Here is a 19297-nt window from a genome sequence, read left to right on the forward strand (position 1 = left end):
CCCAAGAAAACATCAATGATTTAAGGTGCTCTTAATAGTTTGGGTAAGTAGGTAAGAAGAAATCAAGTTTTTCTATTTTTCTTAGTTTGTTGGAAATAATGGCAAAACCGAAACTGCATATCCGTAAACACGTCTTTCTTTATCTTTAATGCGCTCAAAACCTAAAGAAATCATAGCCTTACCAATGTTAATATGATTTAAACGCTGATACTTTATAGACAAATAATGCATGATATCGCTCGAAGTCATGAACTGTTCTTCTGAACTCTTTTCTGGAATTAGAAAATATTTACTAATAATTTCGTATTCTACTGACAATGTTGTGTATTTAGAATTTCTCTTTTCATTCTCTTGTACATCTTGAAATGTGAGTTCGCAATCAAAATCACTCATTGCCAAGGCATATGCTTGCGCCCAAACGGCATTTATATCAACTTCTGTTTTATAGGCAAAGTTTATTGGCTTTATGAGTTCAAAACAGAGCCAGCGAACACTCCCAGTTTCATCGTTTAAAAATGTTGCCATATTGGTTGAACCAATAAACGAGCATACTCGCGACAAGATGCTGTTTTTACGGTCATAAGGAAGTCTTTCGTTAATATGTGTTTTTGAGAAATATGATTTTAGTTGATTTATTTCTTTTCGACTTAAAACCGCTAATTCATCTAAATTTAGAAGAAAGTTTTTAGCTAATAGAATTCTAGCATCTTTGTCACTACTAATATCTTCAGCTATATAATTTGCCAATGCAGGAGGACACATAAACCGACAAAAAGTTGACTTTCCACTACTTTGTCCTTTGTGAACCAGTATAAAAGCCTGCTTGTTAAAATAATCGTCTAAGAATACACATTTCACACTTCGTACACACCATTTTACAAAATGATATTCGAATTGTTTTTTATCTAGAGTTGTTAGATAGCTCGCTAATTTCTCGATATGAGGTGTTCCATCCCATTTAGGCAGTGATAAAAAATATTCTTTTATAGGATTAAAGTTTGTTACGAAATCACTGCGTAAAATTGCTAAGAGATTATTTATAGAAATTTTTATTCCTTTTTTCTGTAACTCGATGTATAACGAATTCTCGTTTAGTGCTCCCCATTTGCCAGAGTTTATTTTTTTACATTCAATTTCTAGTGCAATTTCATTGTATCGAAAAATATATCTTTTGGCTAAATATATTTCTGTCATATCAAATATATTCTGTACAAATTCTTTGGGTTCTTCCTGTTTATTTTCCATTGTAATATGTTTATATGGAAAACTTTGCGTAAATTTGCATCGTCTTCAATTAGAAAATTATCATAGACGTAAAAAGCTTTTAGCGAGGTGTTTTTACGTCTTTTTTACTTTTACTGGTTTTCTAAATTTCTCGTGATAGCTTTTCCGTAAAGAATAATAACAATACAGTTCAGAAGCATTACAAATGCTGGCACTAAGGGAAAAGGCTTATATTCATAGTTAAACAAGAAGAAAATTTGAACTATTGCAAGTGAAAGAAATACGCTTACAAGTACTGATAATTTGATTGTTTTAGTATCCATAAAAAATGATTAGCGAGTAAATATTTATTTGTGATTATGCTTTTTTCCATATTCCAGAAGTTCTTTCTTAGAATAGAAAAAGCGTCCATTAAAGTCATAATGAGGTAACCCTTTCTCTTTTCTCCAGGTAATAATAGTTGGAAGAGACTTTTGTAAAAATTTACAGGCTTCTTGTTGAGAAATTAAATCTTCTTTTTGAGACTCATTTGAAGATTTCGAAAGTTGAAAATTCTGTACTTTACTAAGGATTATTTCTACAACTTTTTCTAAATCTTGTTTACTGTGGGAATACAATAGTACCGACATAGCTTTACTTATTTTTAGTTAGTATTAACGATTTTTTTAATACTGTAAAATTCAGAAAAGCAATAGGGCAAAAAAAAATCCGCTAAAAAACGGATTTAAATCACTTGTAGTAAGCTGACTATTAATTGGTTATAAATTACCATTTTTTATCTCTCGGATATTGATCCAAAATGGTGTTTATCTCTCTTTTACAATCTTTATTTAGTTTACTTTTTTTATCTCTATGTGCTTTATCCCATGTAGAAATTTTAGCTTCTAATCCTGTAATGTGTTCTAGAAAAGTTATTAGATTAATCACTTCATAGGTGAATAAATTTGTAGCAGTATTAGTTGATTTATACTCGCTGAAAAAGCCAATTAAGTTTTTCACTTCTAATTCATCTAATTCAACTTTTTTTAAATCCTTATTTATAATATCATTATTAAACAATTCTTTTAAAAAATATCTAAAATTAGGATAGATTACTTTATATCTATTCTTCGGTAAATTAAGCTCGAAGTATTTCTTAAATATTTTATCTGCTAACTTGAAAGTTGAATGAATCGTAATTTTAGATTGGATTGATTTTTTAAATATTTCAGATTCTAAAAACACGTTTTTTTGTTTTTCTTCACTTTTAGTACCGATTATTTTAGGAATATCGATAACAAACCTGTGATCTAATTCGTCTATTTTCCCTCTATTTAAAAAATAGGTTTGAAATAACTCCGGAATTTGTTGTTCATATGAATTATCATAAGTTAATTCTTTATCATGGAATTTGTCTTCATACTCGGCGTCATAATTTCCCCAATCACCATTCCAATCAGTATCCCAACAAGAATCAATAGAACTGCTCATAAAGCGCCCCATATAATAGTCCATATAATAAATACAAAAAACATCGATATTAGTTCTTATTGATGCTTCTCTCTCACTAGCTTCAAGCTTTATCAATAATATGGAAGAATCTGTTACTTTCTCTTTGTACTCATGCTCTGAAAGTTCCTTGTTAATATTCGTAATATCGTTAATTAAAATAGTCTCTAATTGGTGAGAGGTCAAAATAAAATGAGACAAGCATAATAATTCAAAATCATTAATTAAAAAGCATTGATTATTAAGTGGTTGAATTGTACCATATAATAGTTTTGACAACTCCTTCCTTTGAACGATTGAGCGCAATTGATAATTTATAAACAAAGGAATACTAATATTTAGTAATACGATTAAATCTTTTTCGCTTTTTATTTTATATCTAAAACCAAAATTACCGATTTTGAGTATTTCATAAAAAACAGATTTTATATGCTTGTCCTTTTCAGAAAGTAATTCTTTATGTTTTTGAATAAATTGCTCATATATCCTTATAAGTAGAAATACCCTTGAATATGGATCTAAAAAAGTATTGTCTATATAAAAATTTAATTGCCTAATATCTTCGGGAAATTTTGAAGAATAAGAATCAAAACTTTCCATAAAAGAATTGTCTTTTATAGCGTGATTAAAAAAGAAGGATTGTCTTACTTGTTCCATTTGTCCATTTGTTCATCAGTGTATTCTTCGGTAATTTTCAGATACTTATCTAAAACAGCGTCTTTTTTAATATTTGCAATCTTTTTAATTGCTTTTGGCTCCATACCAAGTAATAAAGAGTTGGTTATAAATGTCTTTCGTGCAGTATGACTAGTAATCAACTGATATTTTGGTAAGGTATTCTGAATTTTCTTTGTTCCTACGAATCCTGTTATTGTTGTCGGTTTATCAATTCCAACTATCTGACAACATTCTTTAATGTAATCATTAAATTTTTGCATTGATATAGAGGGCAATGGTTCATAGATTGTTCCTTGATATTTATCTAATATCTCTTTAGAAAACTTATTCAGTCTTATAATGTGGTTTTGAGTTTTTGTCTTTTGAATTGAGATATTAATATGAGTTTCTGTAATATTTGCTTGATGTAACTGCGACAAATCGGAAAATCGAAGTCCAGTAAAGCAACCCATACAATAAAAGTCTTTAGTGTGGTTTAGTCTTGAATTTTCAAAGTCATAATTATACAACTGCATTAATTCATCATGCGTAAGATAAATAATATCTACATCATGCTCTATTCCTTTAAACTTCTCGAATTCTCTAAGATTGTTGTAACCTTTGTCTGTACACCACTTTAAAAAGGATTTTAAAACGGCTATTATCTTTGCGAAATAGTTATTCTTAATCTTCTTCTCGAAAAAAGAATATTTCATTAATTCTTCATAAAAAATATTATCAATTTTATTAAATGAAATATTGAACCCTGTTTCATTCTGAAAAGATTGTAAATAACCTTTTATTGTTTTCTGCGCCTTTATTGTGTTATAGGCTTTGGATAATGAACCCGATAATAAATATTCATCAAAACATTCAAAAAAATCAAATTCAGAGTTTATTTTGGTTTCTTTAGATTCATACTGCTCCAAGAAATTTTCTTTTGAGAAAGGTATCTTATTTGCCCTGAAAAAGAAAAAAATATCATTTACTTTCGATTCAATTCTTTGTAATTCATCATTAATGAATTGATAATTATTAGACTCTTCTTTTTTTAGATTAGGTTTTATTCTAGAGCCTGTCCAATAGATTTCTTTGGTACTAACCCCTACATTCTTTCTTATTCTAATTCCTTCAGCTCTAACAACAAACTGAATTGGGATTAGTCCATTTGATGTTATTTTCTCTTTCCTTAGTTCAAAAATCACTTTCATTCTAGCTAAAACGGATTAAATTATAATAAAGGGTGGCTAAAAAGGTGGTTTATTTTGATTTTAAAAGTTGAAAAAACTAAGAAAAAAATCCTTTCCGCACTATATCTATCTCAAATATAGCAATAAAAAGAACACTAAAGACAGGTAAAAATAACTAAAGTATTAACGGACTCCGGCTCCGGGTACGTAAAACCTCTTCAGCAATGAAGAGGTTTTTTTGTTTTATACTAAATCAATACTCCTAACTCTAATCCTTTGGTTTATGGATATGAGGTTTTAAAATTGGATGTTTTGGTTGATTTGGTGGTGTAACCCTTCTTCTTTCATCTGGTGTCCCGTCTGGTGTTTTAGGTTTTGGACCGGGCTTAATTGCTTGGATTGTTTCCATAATTTAATTATTTTTAAAGTTATAAAATTATTTCGCAAAACTTAATAAAGTCTTTGCAGTACAAATAACCCTAATAATATCTTTAAGATATTACGGAAAAACATACCTTAATCAATTTAAAACAATAAAACACATTATTAAGCTTCACAACTCGCATCATGCAAAACAGGAAAGTTGCACGAATTTGCTATAAAACACAATTGGTTTGCTTTAAAATGTAATTCCAGAGCCAATTCAATTTGATCTGGATTTGAAATTTTTACTTTTGGATTTAACCTAACCTCAACAAAACGCCCTCTTCCATCTGTAGAAACTTCAAGTACTGCTTCGGCATTATCTGCATATTCGAGAACTTCTATTCCGTTTTGAGAACATACATATAAATAGGACATCATATGGCAGGAAACTAAACTGCTTAACAATAAATCTTCTGGATTATATAATGCGGGATCTCCTTTGAATGCTTTTGCCGCCGAAACATCCAAAACTGGCTTGCCTTCAATTTTTATTTGATGACTTTTGCTGTAAGTTTTTGAAGTTGGATTTTCTTCTTTTTTTGAAGTCCAATTTAATTCTGCTTTGAATAAATGTTTCATTTTTCTTTTTATTGCTAAATTAAGTTTTTTCTTTTTCGAATCAATTAATCTGGCAAAGTCGTAAAGTTTTGTCCGCAATCTTGTCATTTCGACGAAGGAGAAATCTTCACCAGAAGCTCCACATAGGAATTCTCAAATCTTTATCGAGTTACTCGCGAAGATTTCTCCTTCGTCGAAATGACAAAAATGAGCAAATTCTTTATTTCTATTGGTGCTTTCATAAAAAAACCTCGAAAGCAATACTTTCGAGGTTTTTAGAGAACTGAACTAATTAACAAATTCCAAAACTATTTCTTTACTGAAAATTTAAAAGTAGTTTTAGTTTTATAATTTTCTCCCGGGTTTAAAACCGTTGTTGGGAAATTTTTCTGATTTGGAGAATCTGGATAATGTTCTGTTTCCAGACATAATCCCGTTCTGTGTCCGTATGTTTTTCCGTCGCGTGTTGGCAAAGTTCCATCAAGGAAATTTCCTGAGTAAAACTGAATTCCAGGTTCATCAGTAGTCATTTCTAAAACTCTTCCGCTTGGTGCGTGATATACTTTTGCGATGATTGTTTTTCCTTTTTCGGGATTGTTCAATACCCAGCAATGGTCGTAACCTTTTCCTCTTTCTAGTTGTTCGTTTTTAGCTTCGATGTCTTTACCAACCAATTTTGGTGTTCTAAAATCAAAAGGTGTATTGGCAACATCCTCTAATTTTCCTGTTGGAATTAAAGTCGCGTCAACTGGAACAATTTTATCCGCATTTAAAGTCAATTCGTGATCTAAGATTGTTTTAGAAAAATCTCCAGATAAATTGAAATACGAATGCTGCGTTAAATTCACAACTGTTTTCTTGTCTGTTGCTGCTTCATATAAAACTTCTAATTGATTATCATTTGTCAATGTATAAGTCACAAAAACTTGTAAATTTCCCGGATAACCTTCTTCCATATCTTTACTTAAATATGATAATTTCAAAGAAGCTGTTTCTCCAGATTTAACCTCATCTGCTTTCCAAACCACTTTAAAAAAACCGTTCGGTCCTCCGTGCAAAGCATTTGGCGCATTATTTATAGCCAATTGATACTCTTTTCCATCCAAAGAAAATTTTCCTTTCGCAATGCGATTTCCGTATCTTCCAATTAAAGCTCCAAAAAACGGATTCTCTTTTTCGTATTGTGCCAAAGAATTAAATCCGATTACAACATTTTCAGAAACACCTTCTTTATTGGGAACTTTCAAATCAGTAATAATACCACCAAAAGTGATAATATCTACCTCCATTCCGTTTTGATTTTTCAACTTATAACTGTCGATTTTTTCTCCTTTTGCAGTTGTTCCGTAAGCCGATTTTTCGATCGTTACTGCTGCTTTTTGATCTGAAACTGTAGCATCCATTTTTTTATCGCTTTTGCATTGAACTGAAACTAAAGCCAGACTTAACAGGCCGATTCCAAAAACACAACGTTTTAATACATTCATAAATAATATTTTTAATTGTAAAAAGTGAAATGTAAGATATGAAAAAATCAAAAGCGACAAAATTAAAACCTCTGAACCTTTGCCTCTTTGAACCTTGTACCTTTAATTAAAGTCCATGTTGAAACGAATGAAAATAAGCTTCATTCGCATTAATCTTATCTTTAAACTCTCTAACAGTTGTTTTTTCATCAATAACCAATAATTCGATTCCAGCAATATCTGCAAAATCTTCCATATATTCAGTTGTTATCGATTGGCTGTAAACGGTGTGATGAGCTCCTCCTGCTAAAATCCAAGCTGTTGCCGCAATATCAAGGTTTGGCTTACAATCCCATAAAACTCTGGCAACTGGTAATTTTGGTAATTCAGCCAATGGTTTAACCGCTTCCACTTCGTTTACAATTAAACGAAAACGAGTTCCCATATCTACCAAAGAAACATTAATTGCATCTCCAGCAGGCGAATTAAATACCAAACGAGCTGGGTCTTCTTTTCCACCAATTCCTAAAGGATGCACTTCGCAAGAAGGCTTTCCATCAGCAATAGATGGACAAATTTCCAACATATGCGATCCTAAAACATATGATTTTTGCGGAGTGAAATGGTATGTGTAATCTTCCATGAAAGAAGTTCCGCCTTCAAGACCAATGTTCATTACTTTTAAAGCTCTAACCATTGCAGCTGTTTTCCAATCTCCTTCACCGCCAAAGCCATAACCGTCGGCCATTAATCTTTGTGTTGCAATTCCTGGTAATTGTTTCCAAGCTCCAAGATTTTCAAACGTATCCGTAAAGGCACCGAAACCTCCTTCTTCAAGGAAAGCTCTCAAACCTAATTCGATTTTTGCTGCTTCAACCAAAGAACTTCTTTGTGCTCCGCCCTCTTTTAAAGAATCCGTCAAAGTATATGATTGTTCGTAAACCGCTAATAAATCAGCTAATTCTTTGTCTGTTATTTTTTCGATATGTTTTGTCACATCTGAAGAATCGTATCCATTTACCGACATTCCGAAACGAATCTGAGCTTCTACTTTATCACCATCTGTAACGGCAACTTCACGCATATTGTCTCCAATACGAGCTACTTTTAGGTTCTGAAGTTCGTCCCATCCAAGAACTACTCTTGACCAAATTCCTATTTTTTTATGAACTCTTTCATCTTCCCAATGCCCAACTACAACTTTACGCTTTTTACGCAATCTAGACATGATGAAACCGAATTCACGATCTCCGTGAGCCGATTGATTCAGGTTCATGAAATCCATGTCGATAGATCCCCATGGAATTTCAGCATTGTATTGTGTATGTAAATGACATAATGGTTTTTTCAAAATACTCAAACCGCCAATCCACATTTTTGCAGGTGAAAAAGTGTGCATCCAAGCAATAATTCCGATACAGTTTTTTTCTGAATTCGCAGCCAAACAAACATCTAAAATCTGCGAAGGTGATTTCACCACATCTTTGTAAACTACTTTTACTGGAATTGAAGATGAAGCGTCTAATCCTTTTGCAATTATCTGAGAATGTTCTGCTACTTTTCTAAGTGTTTCTTCACCGTATAATTCCTGGCTTCCTACTACAAACCATACTTCTTTTTGAGAAATGTCTATCATTGTGTTTAATCGTTTATTTGTTGAACTGTTTATTTGTTGAATCGTTTAATCGTGAAAAACGGAACCGATTAAACGATTTACCGATTCACCGATTAAACAATTATTGCCCGTAATACGAATCTTTTCCGTGTTTACGATTGTAATGTTTCTTTATTAATGAACCTTTTAATCTTGGTGCGTTTGGGTTTATTTGTAAAGTCAGGTATGCCATTTCAGCAACTACTTCAAGAACTTTACTATTGTAAACCGCTTTTGCTGCGTTTTTTCCCCAAGCAAACGGACCGTGATTTCCAATCAAAATCATTTCTACTTCTTCGTACGAAAGATTTTTTTCTTTGAAACAATCCAGAATCTGAATTCCAGTATTGTGTTCGTAGTTTCCTTCGATAAGAGAATCTGCCATTGGCGGAGCGCATGGAATATCTGCCGTTAAATGATCGGCATGTGTTGTTCCGAAGATTGGTATATCTTGCTGAGATTGCGCCCAGGCAACTGAATATGTTGCGTGTGTATGCGCAACGCCTCCAATATTTGGCCAATGTTTGTATAAATAAGCATGCGTTTTAGTGTCTGATGACGGACGCATAGTTCCTTCAATAACGTTATTATCAAAATCGACAATTACGATATCTTCTGGTTTTAAATCTTCGTAAGGAACGCCGCTTGGCTTAATGGCAAAAACACCATTTTCTCTATCAACGGCACTTACATTTCCAAAAGTGTACACCACCAAATTCAATGCATTTAACTGCATATTGGCCTCGTAACATTCCTGTTTTAAATCTTTATATTGAGAACTCATTTTCTTTAATTTTAATAGATGGATCTTCAAAAGCACTTAATTGATCGTAAGCAATAAGCAATTTGTTGTAAGCGGCAACTTTATCTAATTGAGGGAAATATTCTCCGTCAAAATCACTTCCGATTTTTTGACTTGCTTCAATTACATTTGGATAAATTCCCGCTGCAACTGCTGCATAAATTGCGGCTCCTAAAGCCGGAGTTTGGTCTGAAGCTGCAATTTTAATTGGCTTATTTAAAACATTGGCCAATGTCTGCATGATAAAAGGAGATTTTCTAGCAACACCGCCAATTCCGATAACGCTGTCGATTTTTACACCTTCTTCTTCAAAACGATCTACAATTTTCTTCGCTCCAAAACAGATTGCGTTTACTAAAGCTTTAAAAATATGAGGGGCTTTTGTTCCTAAAGAAAGGTTTGAAATGGCGCTTTTTAATTCCTGATTAGCATCTGGAGTTCTCCTACCGTTGATCCAATCCAAAGCAATTGGAAGACTTTCTGAAACTGGAATTTTCTCCGCTTCTTTCGTTAATTCAACAATTAATTTATCGCTGAATTCTTCTCTTAATTGTTCTTTTTGAGCATCATTTAAAACAGATGAAGAACCTAATAAATGATCTGTAGGCCAAAGCAATAATTCTTTGTACCAAGCCAATAAATCTCCAAAAGCAGATTGTCCTGCCTCAAGACCAATAAATCCTGGAATAACTGAACCGTCAACTTGTCCGCAGATTCCGCGAACGGTTTTTGTTCCTACTTCATCATACGAACCCACTAGAATATCACAAGTTGATGTTCCCATAACGCGAACTAAAGTGTTTTCTCCAATTTTAGCACCAACAGCTCCAGAATGTGCATCAAAAGTTCCAACGGCTACAACTGTATCTGTTGAAAGTCCTAAACGGTCTGCCCATTCTTTGCTCAAGTTTCCTGCTGCTAAATCAGATGTATAGGTTTCATCATATAAATTACCACGAAGCTGTGCTAAATAAGGATGTAATTTTTCTAAAAATTCAACTGGCGGCAATCCGTTCCAGTCTGTGTGCCACATTGCTTTGTGTCCTGCTGCGCAACGGCTTCTTTTAAAGGTTTTTAAATCTTTGTCTTCTATTAATAAATAGGTCATTAAATCGCAGTGTTCCATCCAAGTGTGTGCTGCATTTCTAACAGCCTCGTCTTGTCTTGCTATATGAAGAATTTTTGCCCAAAACCATTCTGATGAATAAATTCCCCCAACATATTTTGTAACGTCTTCTCCGCCCCAGCTTACTGCCAGTTCGTTAATTTCGTTTGCTTCATTTATCGAAGTATGATCTTTCCATAAAACCATCATTGCATTTGGGTTTTCTTCAAAACCTTTTGTCAATGCTAACGGAATTCCATCTTTTGTTACAGGAACTGGAGACGATCCTGTTGTATCTATACAAATTCCTTTCACTAATGAAGGATCAACTTTACTTTCTTTTATAACCGTTTGAATCGTGATTTCCAATCCTTCAATATGATCTAAAGGATGCTGACGAAATTGATTTATAGCCGCGTCGCAATATTGCTTATTCTTCCATCTTTTGTAATGAGAAACATTCGATGCTAATTCCTGCCCATTTTCGGCATCTATAAGCACCGCTCGAACAGAATCTGTTCCATAGTCTAATCCTATTACGTAATTTTTCATTCGAAATTTATTTTTAATGGTGACAAATATACTTATAAATATTTATAAGTGTACAAAAAACACTTAATAAAAAAGGCACAGTCTTTTTTTACAGATATTGCACTAAAACAGTTCTTTATAAGAAAAAGACAAAATAAATGTTTAAATAACATTTATTCTATTGCGATTATCTCATCTTATCATCTAAAACTGCAAAACACAACCTGATTTTCTAACTCTATTTTATCTGATTTTTTTCTTTCTTAACTTACTTTTATTCTCAAACCAAAACTTAAAAAGACAGGAAAATTGATTTCTCCTTCTTCTTCGTTTACAATCAAAATCATTGTAGTTTTAATTTTTTTTCACTTCAAACTCTAAATAAGTGTTTCTTTAACATTTGTAAATTTAAATAAAAAAAAGTCTTAAAAACAAATTAAAACTCTAAAACAACTGGTTGCAAAAAATAGATTTCGTAATTATGATTTTGAAAACTATCTTGTACAAACAGCTTTTTAACTTTAATTCAGCTTTCGTAAAAAGTTTAAAAATTATAAATTCTACAAAAAACTAATAAATACTGGGAGTTTGCAGCTTTTTTTGACGGTTTGATTTTTTAAAAATAAAATATCCATCTTGATACGAATTCTCTTTTAAAAATGTTTTTACCTTTGATCCTGATTTTGGTAATAAAAAGAATAATAAATAGAAAAATTATATTCTATTTACAGATGCCGAAATAAATTATTGCCGCTTCATATTTTTATTGCTATTTTCACATAAGTGTAAATGTTACATTAATAAGTTATGAAACAATTTAGGAAGTTTATATCTTTACCAATAAATTATTATATATGCTAAACAGTTATAGCTCTGCTGATAAGGTTTTACTAGCGGTAGATTGTATTATTTTTGGATTCGACAGTGAAGGTCTAAAAATACTTTTAATCAAAAGAGATTTTGAACCTGAAAAAGGAAAATGGTCCTTGATTGGAGGGTTTTTAAAGCGTGATGAAGTTTTAGATAATGCAGCTATTAGAATATTAAATACGTATACTGGTTTAAACGATATTTATATGGAGCAGCTGTATGCTTACAGCGAAATTGATCGTGATCCTGTCGAAAGAACCATTTCTGTTTCTTATTTTGCCTTGATTAATATCGAAAACCACAATGCTGAACTAATTAAAAATTATCATGCTGAATGGTTCCCTATAAATGATGCGCCAAATTTAATTTTTGACCATAATGAAATGGTTCAAAATGCAATAAAAAGACTGCGATATAAAACTTCGATAAAACCAATTGGATTTGAATTGCTGCCGGAAAAATTCACCATGCGTCAGCTTTTAGAATTATACGAAGCTATTTTAAGTAAAGAGTTAGATAAAAGAAATTTCATTAGTAAAATAAACTCTCTTGAGATTTTAAATAAACTTGAAGAAAAAGACATGCAGTCGTCCAGAAAAGGATCGTATTTGTACACTTTTAATAAAGAAAAATACGAAGAGAAGTTACTAAATGATTTCGTACTGAATTTATAAAAAAACAAAACCCTGAAATTCCACAATTTTCAGGGTTTTTTCTTCAATAAAACTACTATTAAAAAAAATAAACAAAATTATTATCTTTTAACCTATGTATTTAGCTGTTATTATGAACACTAACTGCTAAAACATTAATAAGTGTAAAATTTACATTTGCAAATGTAAGCAAAATAATTCTTCAAAAACAAAAAATATCATCTTTATTTTTTTTATTAATAAACAAGAGAGTTTTTAATCAAATAAGGATTTAACTATAGTATGAATAACTGCATGTTAAATTCTTTACTAAATTACTACAAAGAATTTCGCATTATTAACGAGGACTTGTTTTCGATTTGTTCCTTTTTTCCCTTTAAAACCATTTCTGCCAAAATCTTTCCCATCGCTTCAAAATGGGTAGAAATTGTAGTAATTCCGTTGGCTACCACTTTTTTCAAAGGTGTTTCATTATAAGAAATGATTCCAAAATCTGTTCCCAGCTTTAAATTTTGATCTCTCGCGCTTTCTATTACTCGAACCAAATCACGGTCATTTGGTATAATGTACAAATCTCCTGCGTTTATCTTTCTATTTGTAAATTCAGCAATAATTTCAGATTCAAAATTATGTGCCGTACAAAAATCTTCAAAACCCATTTTCATTCCTATTGGCTCTCGAAAACCTGGAAAAATCAAAATCAATTTCTCATATTTAGCCAGCCTTTCTTTTCCCTTCTCTAATCCTTCAAAAATATCCTTTTGATGATTCTGATAAATTGCAGGATACGATTTTAAGTCAGCGTTTGTCTGATCCAGTATAATAACATCACCCACTGGTAGGGTTTTTATAGAGCCAACTATATCTTTTAAATTTGTCGGCATTAAAATGTATTTCGTATAATTCCCAATACTGTCATTAATCAGTTTCTGAAAAACAACATTATTAAAATGGTGAAAGTAAATATCAACCTGAACATTTTTCCCAATATTATTTAAAAAGGAGTTGTAGATATCTTCCTTGAAAATATTCAATTCATCAAACAACAAAAAAATCTTCTGCTTAATCGTGATTTCTACACTCTTAACGTAGTATCCTTTTCCGGGAATAGCATAAATAATACCTCTTTTTTTGAGTTCTTCGTATCCTAACAAAACGGTATCTCGGGATAATGAAAATGCCAGACAAACTTTATTTACAGAGGGCAATCTATCTCCTTTAACCAGTTTTTCGTCTTCAATTGCTTTTTCAATTGAAAGAATAATCTGCTTATATTTTGGCAGACCAATGTTGTTTTGAATCGAAATTATGTTCATATAAAATAAAGATCTTTTAAAATTTACACAAAAACTGGTAGGTACCGGTATGCAAAAATAAAGAATGTTTTTATTTTTGACTTTCATTTTTCTAAATTTTTAATGAAAACAATAAACAAATCACACAGTAACGAAGCTTCTAATACCGATTTTTCTGATTTTGGACCAGAGATCGAAAAAATTCGTCCTTTCGAATTATCGAATAAAAACGGAATGAAGGTTCAGATTTTAAATTACGGTGCAACTATTAGTTCCATTCAAATTCCAATTTCTGAAGGTAAAATCGTTGATGTTGTTTTGGGATTTGACTCTCCGAAGTCTTATTTAGAATCTTATAATTTACCAAGCGCTCCTTATTTTGGAACAACGGTTGGGCGTTATGCGGGGCGAATTCATAAAGGACTTTTTTCTTTAAATGGAAAAACATACCAATTAACAAAAAACAATAACGGAAACTCTTTACACGGCGGAAATATTGGTTTTGGAAAAAAAATATGGAACGTTACCAATCAAACTTCTAATGAAAATCCGTCGATAACATTTCGTCTTTTAAGTGAAGATCTTGATGAAAATTATCCTGGAGAATTACAAGTTGACTTAACTTACACGCTGACAGAAGATAATGAGCTAAAATTAAATTATAAAGCAATTTCAACAGAAGATACTATTATAAATTTAACGCATCATAGTTATTTTAATCTTGATGGTCACGATGGCAGTGTTCTGGATCAAAAAGTTTTTATTGATGCCGAAAAAATGCTGGAAACTAATCAAGAGAATATTCCAACTGGAAAATTTATTGATCTTAGCAACCATGAATTTGATTTTAGAACTGAAAAAAATTGTCCGATTTCGATCGACAATTCTTTTGTTATCAATAAAACCAATAATCCTTCAGCATCTTTATTTAGTTCAAAAAACAATTTAAAAATGAACGTTTATACGGATCAGCCAAGTGTACATATATATGTAGGCGGTAATTGTTTTGACATTTTAAGAGGAAAAAACGAAACTGTTTACCATAAAACGAGCGGAATTTGCTTTGAAACTCAAAACTTTCCAGATGCTCCCAACCAAGCACATTTTCCTAATTCAGTTTTAAGGAAAGGTGAAATATATAATCAAGAAACCGTTTATAAATTTGAAATTTTAAACTAAAAACGGTACACTAATTACAGTATAATGAATGACATTTTAATACAAAACACTACTGCTTTTTTTGAAAAATCTTTTGGGACTAAACCAGAAAAAATAGTGCTTTCTCCAGGAAGAATCAACATTATTGGCGAACATATTGACTATAATGACGGTTATGTTTTACCTGCAGCAATTGACAAAGTAATTTGTTTTGCTTTAGAAAAAAACAATTCCAAAAAATCAAAAATAATTGCCATCGACTTAAACGAGGAATTTGAAATTGATTTGACTCAGGAAGTAAAATTAAACGATATTGTCTGGACAAATTATATTCGAGGCGTTATTAAACAGTTGAAGGATAATGACTTTTCTTTTGAAGGTTTCAATTGTGTTTTCAGCAGTAATATTCCTGTTGGTTCGGGTTTATCATCATCTGCCGCTTTAGAATGTGGAATGATTTTCGGGATTCAACAGCTTTTCGATTTAAAAATTGAGAAAGTAGACATAGCATTATTAGGACAAAAGGCTGAACACTGGGTAGGAATTAATTGTGGTATAATGGATCAGTTTTCAAGTGTACTTGGTCTTGAAAACAAAGTTATTCAATTAGACTGCAACACATTAGATTATCATTATCACAATGCTGATTTTAAAGATTATTCTTTGGTTTTATTCGACAGCAATGTTAAACATTCTCTTTTTACATCTGAATACAATACACGCAGAATAGAATGTGAACAAGGATTATCGATAATTAAAAGCCATTTTCCTGAGGTAAAAAGTTTTAGAAATTGTACCGAGGAACAACTTTTAAGTATTCAAGACAAAATAGATGAAACTGTTTTTAAAAGAGTTCATTATGTAGTAAAAGAAATTAACCGTGTTATAAAAGCCTGCGAAGCGCTGGACAAAGGAAATATAGAAGAATTAGGACAATTGCTCTTTGAAACACATCATGGTTTATCTCAGGAATACGAAGTAAGCTGCGCCGAATTGGATATGCTTGTTGATACGGCAAAAGCAGATAATGCTATAATTGGTTCTCGCTTAATGGGCGGCGGTTTTGGCGGCTGCACCATTAATTTAATAAAAAAAGGTCATGAAAATGAGGTAAAAAGTAAGTTTTCAAATCTTTATTTAAATACATTTGGGATTGAATTAAAATTTTACGACGTAAAAATCTCAAACGGAACAACATTACTTTAAATACCACACCGAAAAAATGAAAAATTTTGACATTAACGAAGATCCTCACAGACGTTTTAATCCTTTACTCAATGAATGGGTTTTAGTTTCACCTCATCGTGCGAAACGTCCTTGGCAGGGTCAAAACGAAACCATTTCGACTGAGAAACTTCCTAAACATGACCCAACTTGTTATTTGTGTCCGGGAAATGTTCGTGCAAACGGAGTAAGTAATCCTGTATACAAAAACAGTTTTGTATTCGACAATGATTTTGCTGCTTTAAAACAAGATGAAATCATTTTTGAAGAAGATATTAAACACACCTTTTTTAAGGCAGAACCAGAACAAGGGATTTCGAGAGTAGTTTGTTTTTCACCAAGACACGACCTAACAATTCCTGAAATGGAAGTTGCCGATATTGAGAATATTATTAAAACTTGGCAAAAAGAATATGCTGATTTAGGGAGCATTAAATACATTAACCACGTTCAGATTTTTGAAAATAAAGGAAGCGTTATGGGATGCAGTAATCCGCATCCGCATGGGCAGATCTGGGCGCAGTCATCATTACCTACTCAAGTTGAAAAAACACACAAAAGCTTAAAAGCGTATTACGACAAAAATCAAAGAACACTTCTTGAAGATTATGTGAAGGCTGAATTGAGAGTTGACAGCCGAATTGTAATCGAAAACGACCATTTTGTTGCATTAGTTCCGTTTTGGGCAATCTGGCCTTATGAAACTATGATTGTGAGCAAAAATCCAATTAGTAAAATCACAGATTTTAATGCCGAAGAAGTTACCGCTTATGCCAAAATTTTAAAGCAGCTTACCATTAAGTACGATAATCTGTTCAGTACATCATTCCCTTATTCTTCAGGAATTCATCAAGCACCAACAGATAATTTTGATCATCCAGAATGGCATTTTCATATGCATTTTTATCCACCGCTGCTTCGTTCAGCAACTGTAAAAAAATTCATGGTCGGCTATGAAATGATGGGAGAATCACAAAGAGACATTACACCCGAAAAAAGCGCTGAAATTTTAAGGCAACAATCAGACGTTCATTATAAATAAAAATTGGCTGAATTTTTCTTATAAAATAAGTATTGAATCGAAAATTTAACATAATAATTTATTTATAAATGTAAATAATACATTTACAATGATAGATATATAACTTTTTATTTTAAATTTGGCTTCCGTTCTTTTTTTAGTAAAAAAATAACAGAATAAAAACACATTTTTCATTTTTTAAACAAATTAAACCATACAAAACCACAAAAAACAATCGCTATACTAATTATCTAATATACCATTATCAATGAACCAGAACCTCGCTCTTGCAGATTATGCAGTATTTATTATCTATTTTCTCGTAGTATCTATCTATGGATATACGATTTATCGCAAACGCGAAAAAAATGAACACGATGCCAAGGCTTATTTCCTTGCCGAAGGAACACTTACATGGTGGGCAATTGGAGCTTCATTAATTGCATCAAACATTTCGGCAGAACAATTTATCGGGATGAGCGGTGAAGGTTTCTTCTTAGGAATTGCAGTTGCTGCTTATGAATGGATTGCTGCTATTGCTTTGATTATTGTTGCAGTTTGGTTTATTCCTGTATATCTTAAGAATAAGATTTACACGATGCCTCAGTTCTTAAAAACACGTTATAATGAATCGACTGCTTTAATCATGGCGGTTTTTTGGTTGTTTTTGTATGTATTTGTAAACCTTACTTCTATTCTATATTTAGGAGCAGTTGCTATTAATGGTCTTGCTGGCGGAGAATATCTTCATGCCATTATGATAGGCTTAGCTGTTTTTGCATTAATTATCTCTTTAGGAGGAATGAAAGTTGTTGCTTATACCGATGTAATTCAGGTAGCAGTTTTAATCATTGGAGGGTTGGTCACGACTTATATCGCTTTGACTGTAGTATCTGATCATTTTGGTTTTGGAAAAGATGCCCTTGCAGGTTTCAATCTATTAATGGAAAAAGCACCTGAACATTTCAAAATGATAATTGAAAGGCCTACTGCTGCTTCATCTCAACTTGAAATTGATAAATATTTAACTTTCCCTGGTTTAATGTCTTATCTAGCAGGTATCTGGATTATTAACCTTAACTATTGGGGATGTAACCAATATATCACACAAAGAGCTTTAGGTGCCGATTTACAAACTGCTCGTAATGGTATTTTATTTGCAGGATTCTTAAAATTATTAATGCCTCTTATTGTTATGCTGCCTGGTATTGCTGCTTATGTTTTATATCAAAATGGCGGTTTACCACAATTGATTGGCGGAAAAGACGGAGCTTACTCGGCAATGTTAACTTTCCTTCCAACAGGTTTAAAAGGATTATCTGTCGCAGCGTTAACTGCTGCTATCGTAGCATCATTAGCTGGTAAAGTAAATAGTATTTCGACAATCTACACTTTAGACGTTCATAAAAAATACATTCAAAAAAATGCGAGTGACAGACACCAAGTAAATATCGGAAGATATGCTGTTTTTGCTGCTATGCTTTTAGCCGTATTGTTTACATGGAATGATATATTAGGAATTGGCGGTGTTGGTGGATTTACTTATATTCAAAAATATACTGGCTTTATTAGCCCTGGAGTTTTTGCCATGTTCTTCCTTGGAATGTTCTGGAAAAGAACAACTGGAACTGCAGCAATTGTGGGTGTAATTTTAGGATTTGTATTATCAGTTTTATTCAATGAATACGCTCCAATGCTTTTCGGAAATGAAACCTTATTATATACTGCTTATTCTAATGGAAAAGGCGCATTCGAAATTCCGTTCCATATTTGTATGGGATTATCATTCTTCTTTACAATGTTGGCAATGATTGCAATCAGTTTTGCTGGACCTAAAGTAAACCCTAAAGCATTTGAAATTGATTCTGAAATGTTTAAAGTTAAACCACAAACTACTGTGTTAATCGTTATTACATTATTGATTATTGTAGCATTATATGTGAAGTTCTGGTAACAAAATTTTACAAAATAATAT

General features: G+C 32.0%; 16 protein-coding genes. 5 read left to right on the forward strand and 11 right to left on the reverse strand.

Annotated elements, in window-relative coordinates; genetic code table 11:
• Positions 1 to 81: 81 nt before the first annotated feature.
• From ACHRVL_RS02785 to ACHRVL_RS02830, 10 genes are all read right to left on the reverse strand, one after another.
• A complete protein-coding gene (locus ACHRVL_RS02785) occupies positions 82 to 1245 on the reverse strand; it encodes a virulence-associated E family protein (protein ID WP_257683181.1) in 1164 nt (387 codons plus the stop codon).
• A gap of 326 nt (positions 1246 to 1571) precedes the next feature.
• Positions 1572 to 1853 (reverse strand): helix-turn-helix domain-containing protein, encoded by a 282-nt coding sequence (locus ACHRVL_RS02790; protein ID WP_257683180.1) that lies wholly within the window; start codon positions 1851 to 1853, stop codon positions 1572 to 1574.
• A 136-nt stretch (positions 1854 to 1989) separates the two neighbouring features.
• A complete protein-coding gene (locus ACHRVL_RS02795; protein ID WP_395410140.1) occupies positions 1990 to 3369 on the reverse strand; it encodes a hypothetical protein in 1380 nt (459 codons plus the stop codon).
• The gene (locus tag ACHRVL_RS02800) at positions 3357 to 4580 is read right to left on the reverse strand and encodes a site-specific integrase (protein ID WP_257683178.1); all 1224 of its coding nucleotides are present in this window, start codon (positions 4578 to 4580) and stop codon (positions 3357 to 3359) included. The genes ACHRVL_RS02795 and ACHRVL_RS02800 overlap by 13 nt, the downstream gene beginning before the upstream one ends.
• A gap of 247 nt (positions 4581 to 4827) precedes the next feature.
• Entirely contained in the window at positions 4828 to 4968 is a 141-nt protein-coding gene (locus ACHRVL_RS02805; RefSeq protein ID WP_164973707.1) for a hypothetical protein, read from the reverse strand.
• Positions 4969 to 5105: 137 nt separating this feature from the next.
• Complete coding sequence (locus ACHRVL_RS02810; RefSeq protein WP_395410143.1) at positions 5106 to 5564, reverse strand: OsmC family protein; 459 nt, start codon at positions 5562 to 5564, stop codon at positions 5106 to 5108.
• A gap of 287 nt (positions 5565 to 5851) precedes the next feature.
• Positions 5852 to 7030 carry an aldose epimerase family protein gene (locus ACHRVL_RS02815; RefSeq protein ID WP_395410145.1) on the reverse strand — a complete coding sequence of 393 codons (1179 nt, stop codon included), beginning with the start codon at positions 7028 to 7030 and terminating at the stop codon, positions 5852 to 5854.
• Positions 7031 to 7136: 106 nt separating this feature from the next.
• A complete protein-coding gene (gene araA / locus ACHRVL_RS02820; RefSeq protein WP_395410147.1) occupies positions 7137 to 8645 on the reverse strand; it encodes an L-arabinose isomerase in 1509 nt (502 codons plus the stop codon).
• A 100-nt stretch (positions 8646 to 8745) separates the two neighbouring features.
• On the reverse strand, positions 8746 to 9447 hold the full coding sequence (locus ACHRVL_RS02825; protein ID WP_395410149.1) for an L-ribulose-5-phosphate 4-epimerase: 702 nt from the start codon (positions 9445 to 9447) through the stop codon (positions 8746 to 8748).
• On the reverse strand, positions 9431 to 11122 hold the full coding sequence (locus ACHRVL_RS02830; RefSeq protein ID WP_395410151.1) for a ribulokinase: 1692 nt from the start codon (positions 11120 to 11122) through the stop codon (positions 9431 to 9433). The genes ACHRVL_RS02825 and ACHRVL_RS02830 overlap by 17 nt, the downstream gene beginning before the upstream one ends.
• A gap of 833 nt (positions 11123 to 11955) precedes the next feature.
• Here ACHRVL_RS02830 and ACHRVL_RS02835 point away from each other — a divergent pair.
• On the forward strand, positions 11956 to 12645 hold the full coding sequence (locus tag ACHRVL_RS02835; protein ID WP_089053606.1) for an NUDIX domain-containing protein: 690 nt from the start codon (positions 11956 to 11958) through the stop codon (positions 12643 to 12645).
• A gap of 296 nt (positions 12646 to 12941) precedes the next feature.
• Here the strand turns inward: ACHRVL_RS02835 and ACHRVL_RS02840 are convergent, their stop codons facing one another.
• The gene (locus ACHRVL_RS02840; protein ID WP_395410153.1) at positions 12942 to 13940 is read right to left on the reverse strand and encodes a substrate-binding domain-containing protein; all 999 of its coding nucleotides are present in this window, start codon (positions 13938 to 13940) and stop codon (positions 12942 to 12944) included.
• A 102-nt stretch (positions 13941 to 14042) separates the two neighbouring features.
• On the opposite strand from ACHRVL_RS02840, the gene ACHRVL_RS02845 reads away from it, so the two are divergent.
• The 4 genes from ACHRVL_RS02845 to ACHRVL_RS02860 all read left to right on the forward strand — a co-directional run bounded on the left by ACHRVL_RS02845 (position 14043) and on the right by ACHRVL_RS02860 (position 19276).
• The gene (locus ACHRVL_RS02845) at positions 14043 to 15098 is read left to right on the forward strand and encodes an aldose epimerase family protein (RefSeq protein WP_395410154.1); all 1056 of its coding nucleotides are present in this window, start codon (positions 14043 to 14045) and stop codon (positions 15096 to 15098) included.
• Between the two features lie 24 nt (positions 15099 to 15122).
• Positions 15123 to 16283: a galactokinase gene (gene galK / locus ACHRVL_RS02850; RefSeq protein WP_395410156.1), complete on the forward strand. Its 1161-nt coding sequence runs from the start codon at positions 15123 to 15125 to the stop codon at positions 16281 to 16283.
• A 16-nt stretch (positions 16284 to 16299) separates the two neighbouring features.
• Positions 16300 to 17343: a UDP-glucose--hexose-1-phosphate uridylyltransferase gene (locus ACHRVL_RS02855; RefSeq protein WP_395410158.1), complete on the forward strand. Its 1044-nt coding sequence runs from the start codon at positions 16300 to 16302 to the stop codon at positions 17341 to 17343.
• Between the two features lie 247 nt (positions 17344 to 17590).
• Positions 17591 to 19276, forward strand: a complete 1686-nt coding sequence (locus tag ACHRVL_RS02860; protein WP_395410161.1) for a sodium/sugar symporter — start codon at positions 17591 to 17593, stop codon at positions 19274 to 19276.
• Positions 19277 to 19297 lie beyond the last annotated feature (21 nt).

This window comes from Flavobacterium sp. FlaQc-28, assembly GCF_044007415.1.
In the GTDB taxonomy this organism is placed as follows: domain Bacteria; phylum Bacteroidota; class Bacteroidia; order Flavobacteriales; family Flavobacteriaceae; genus Flavobacterium.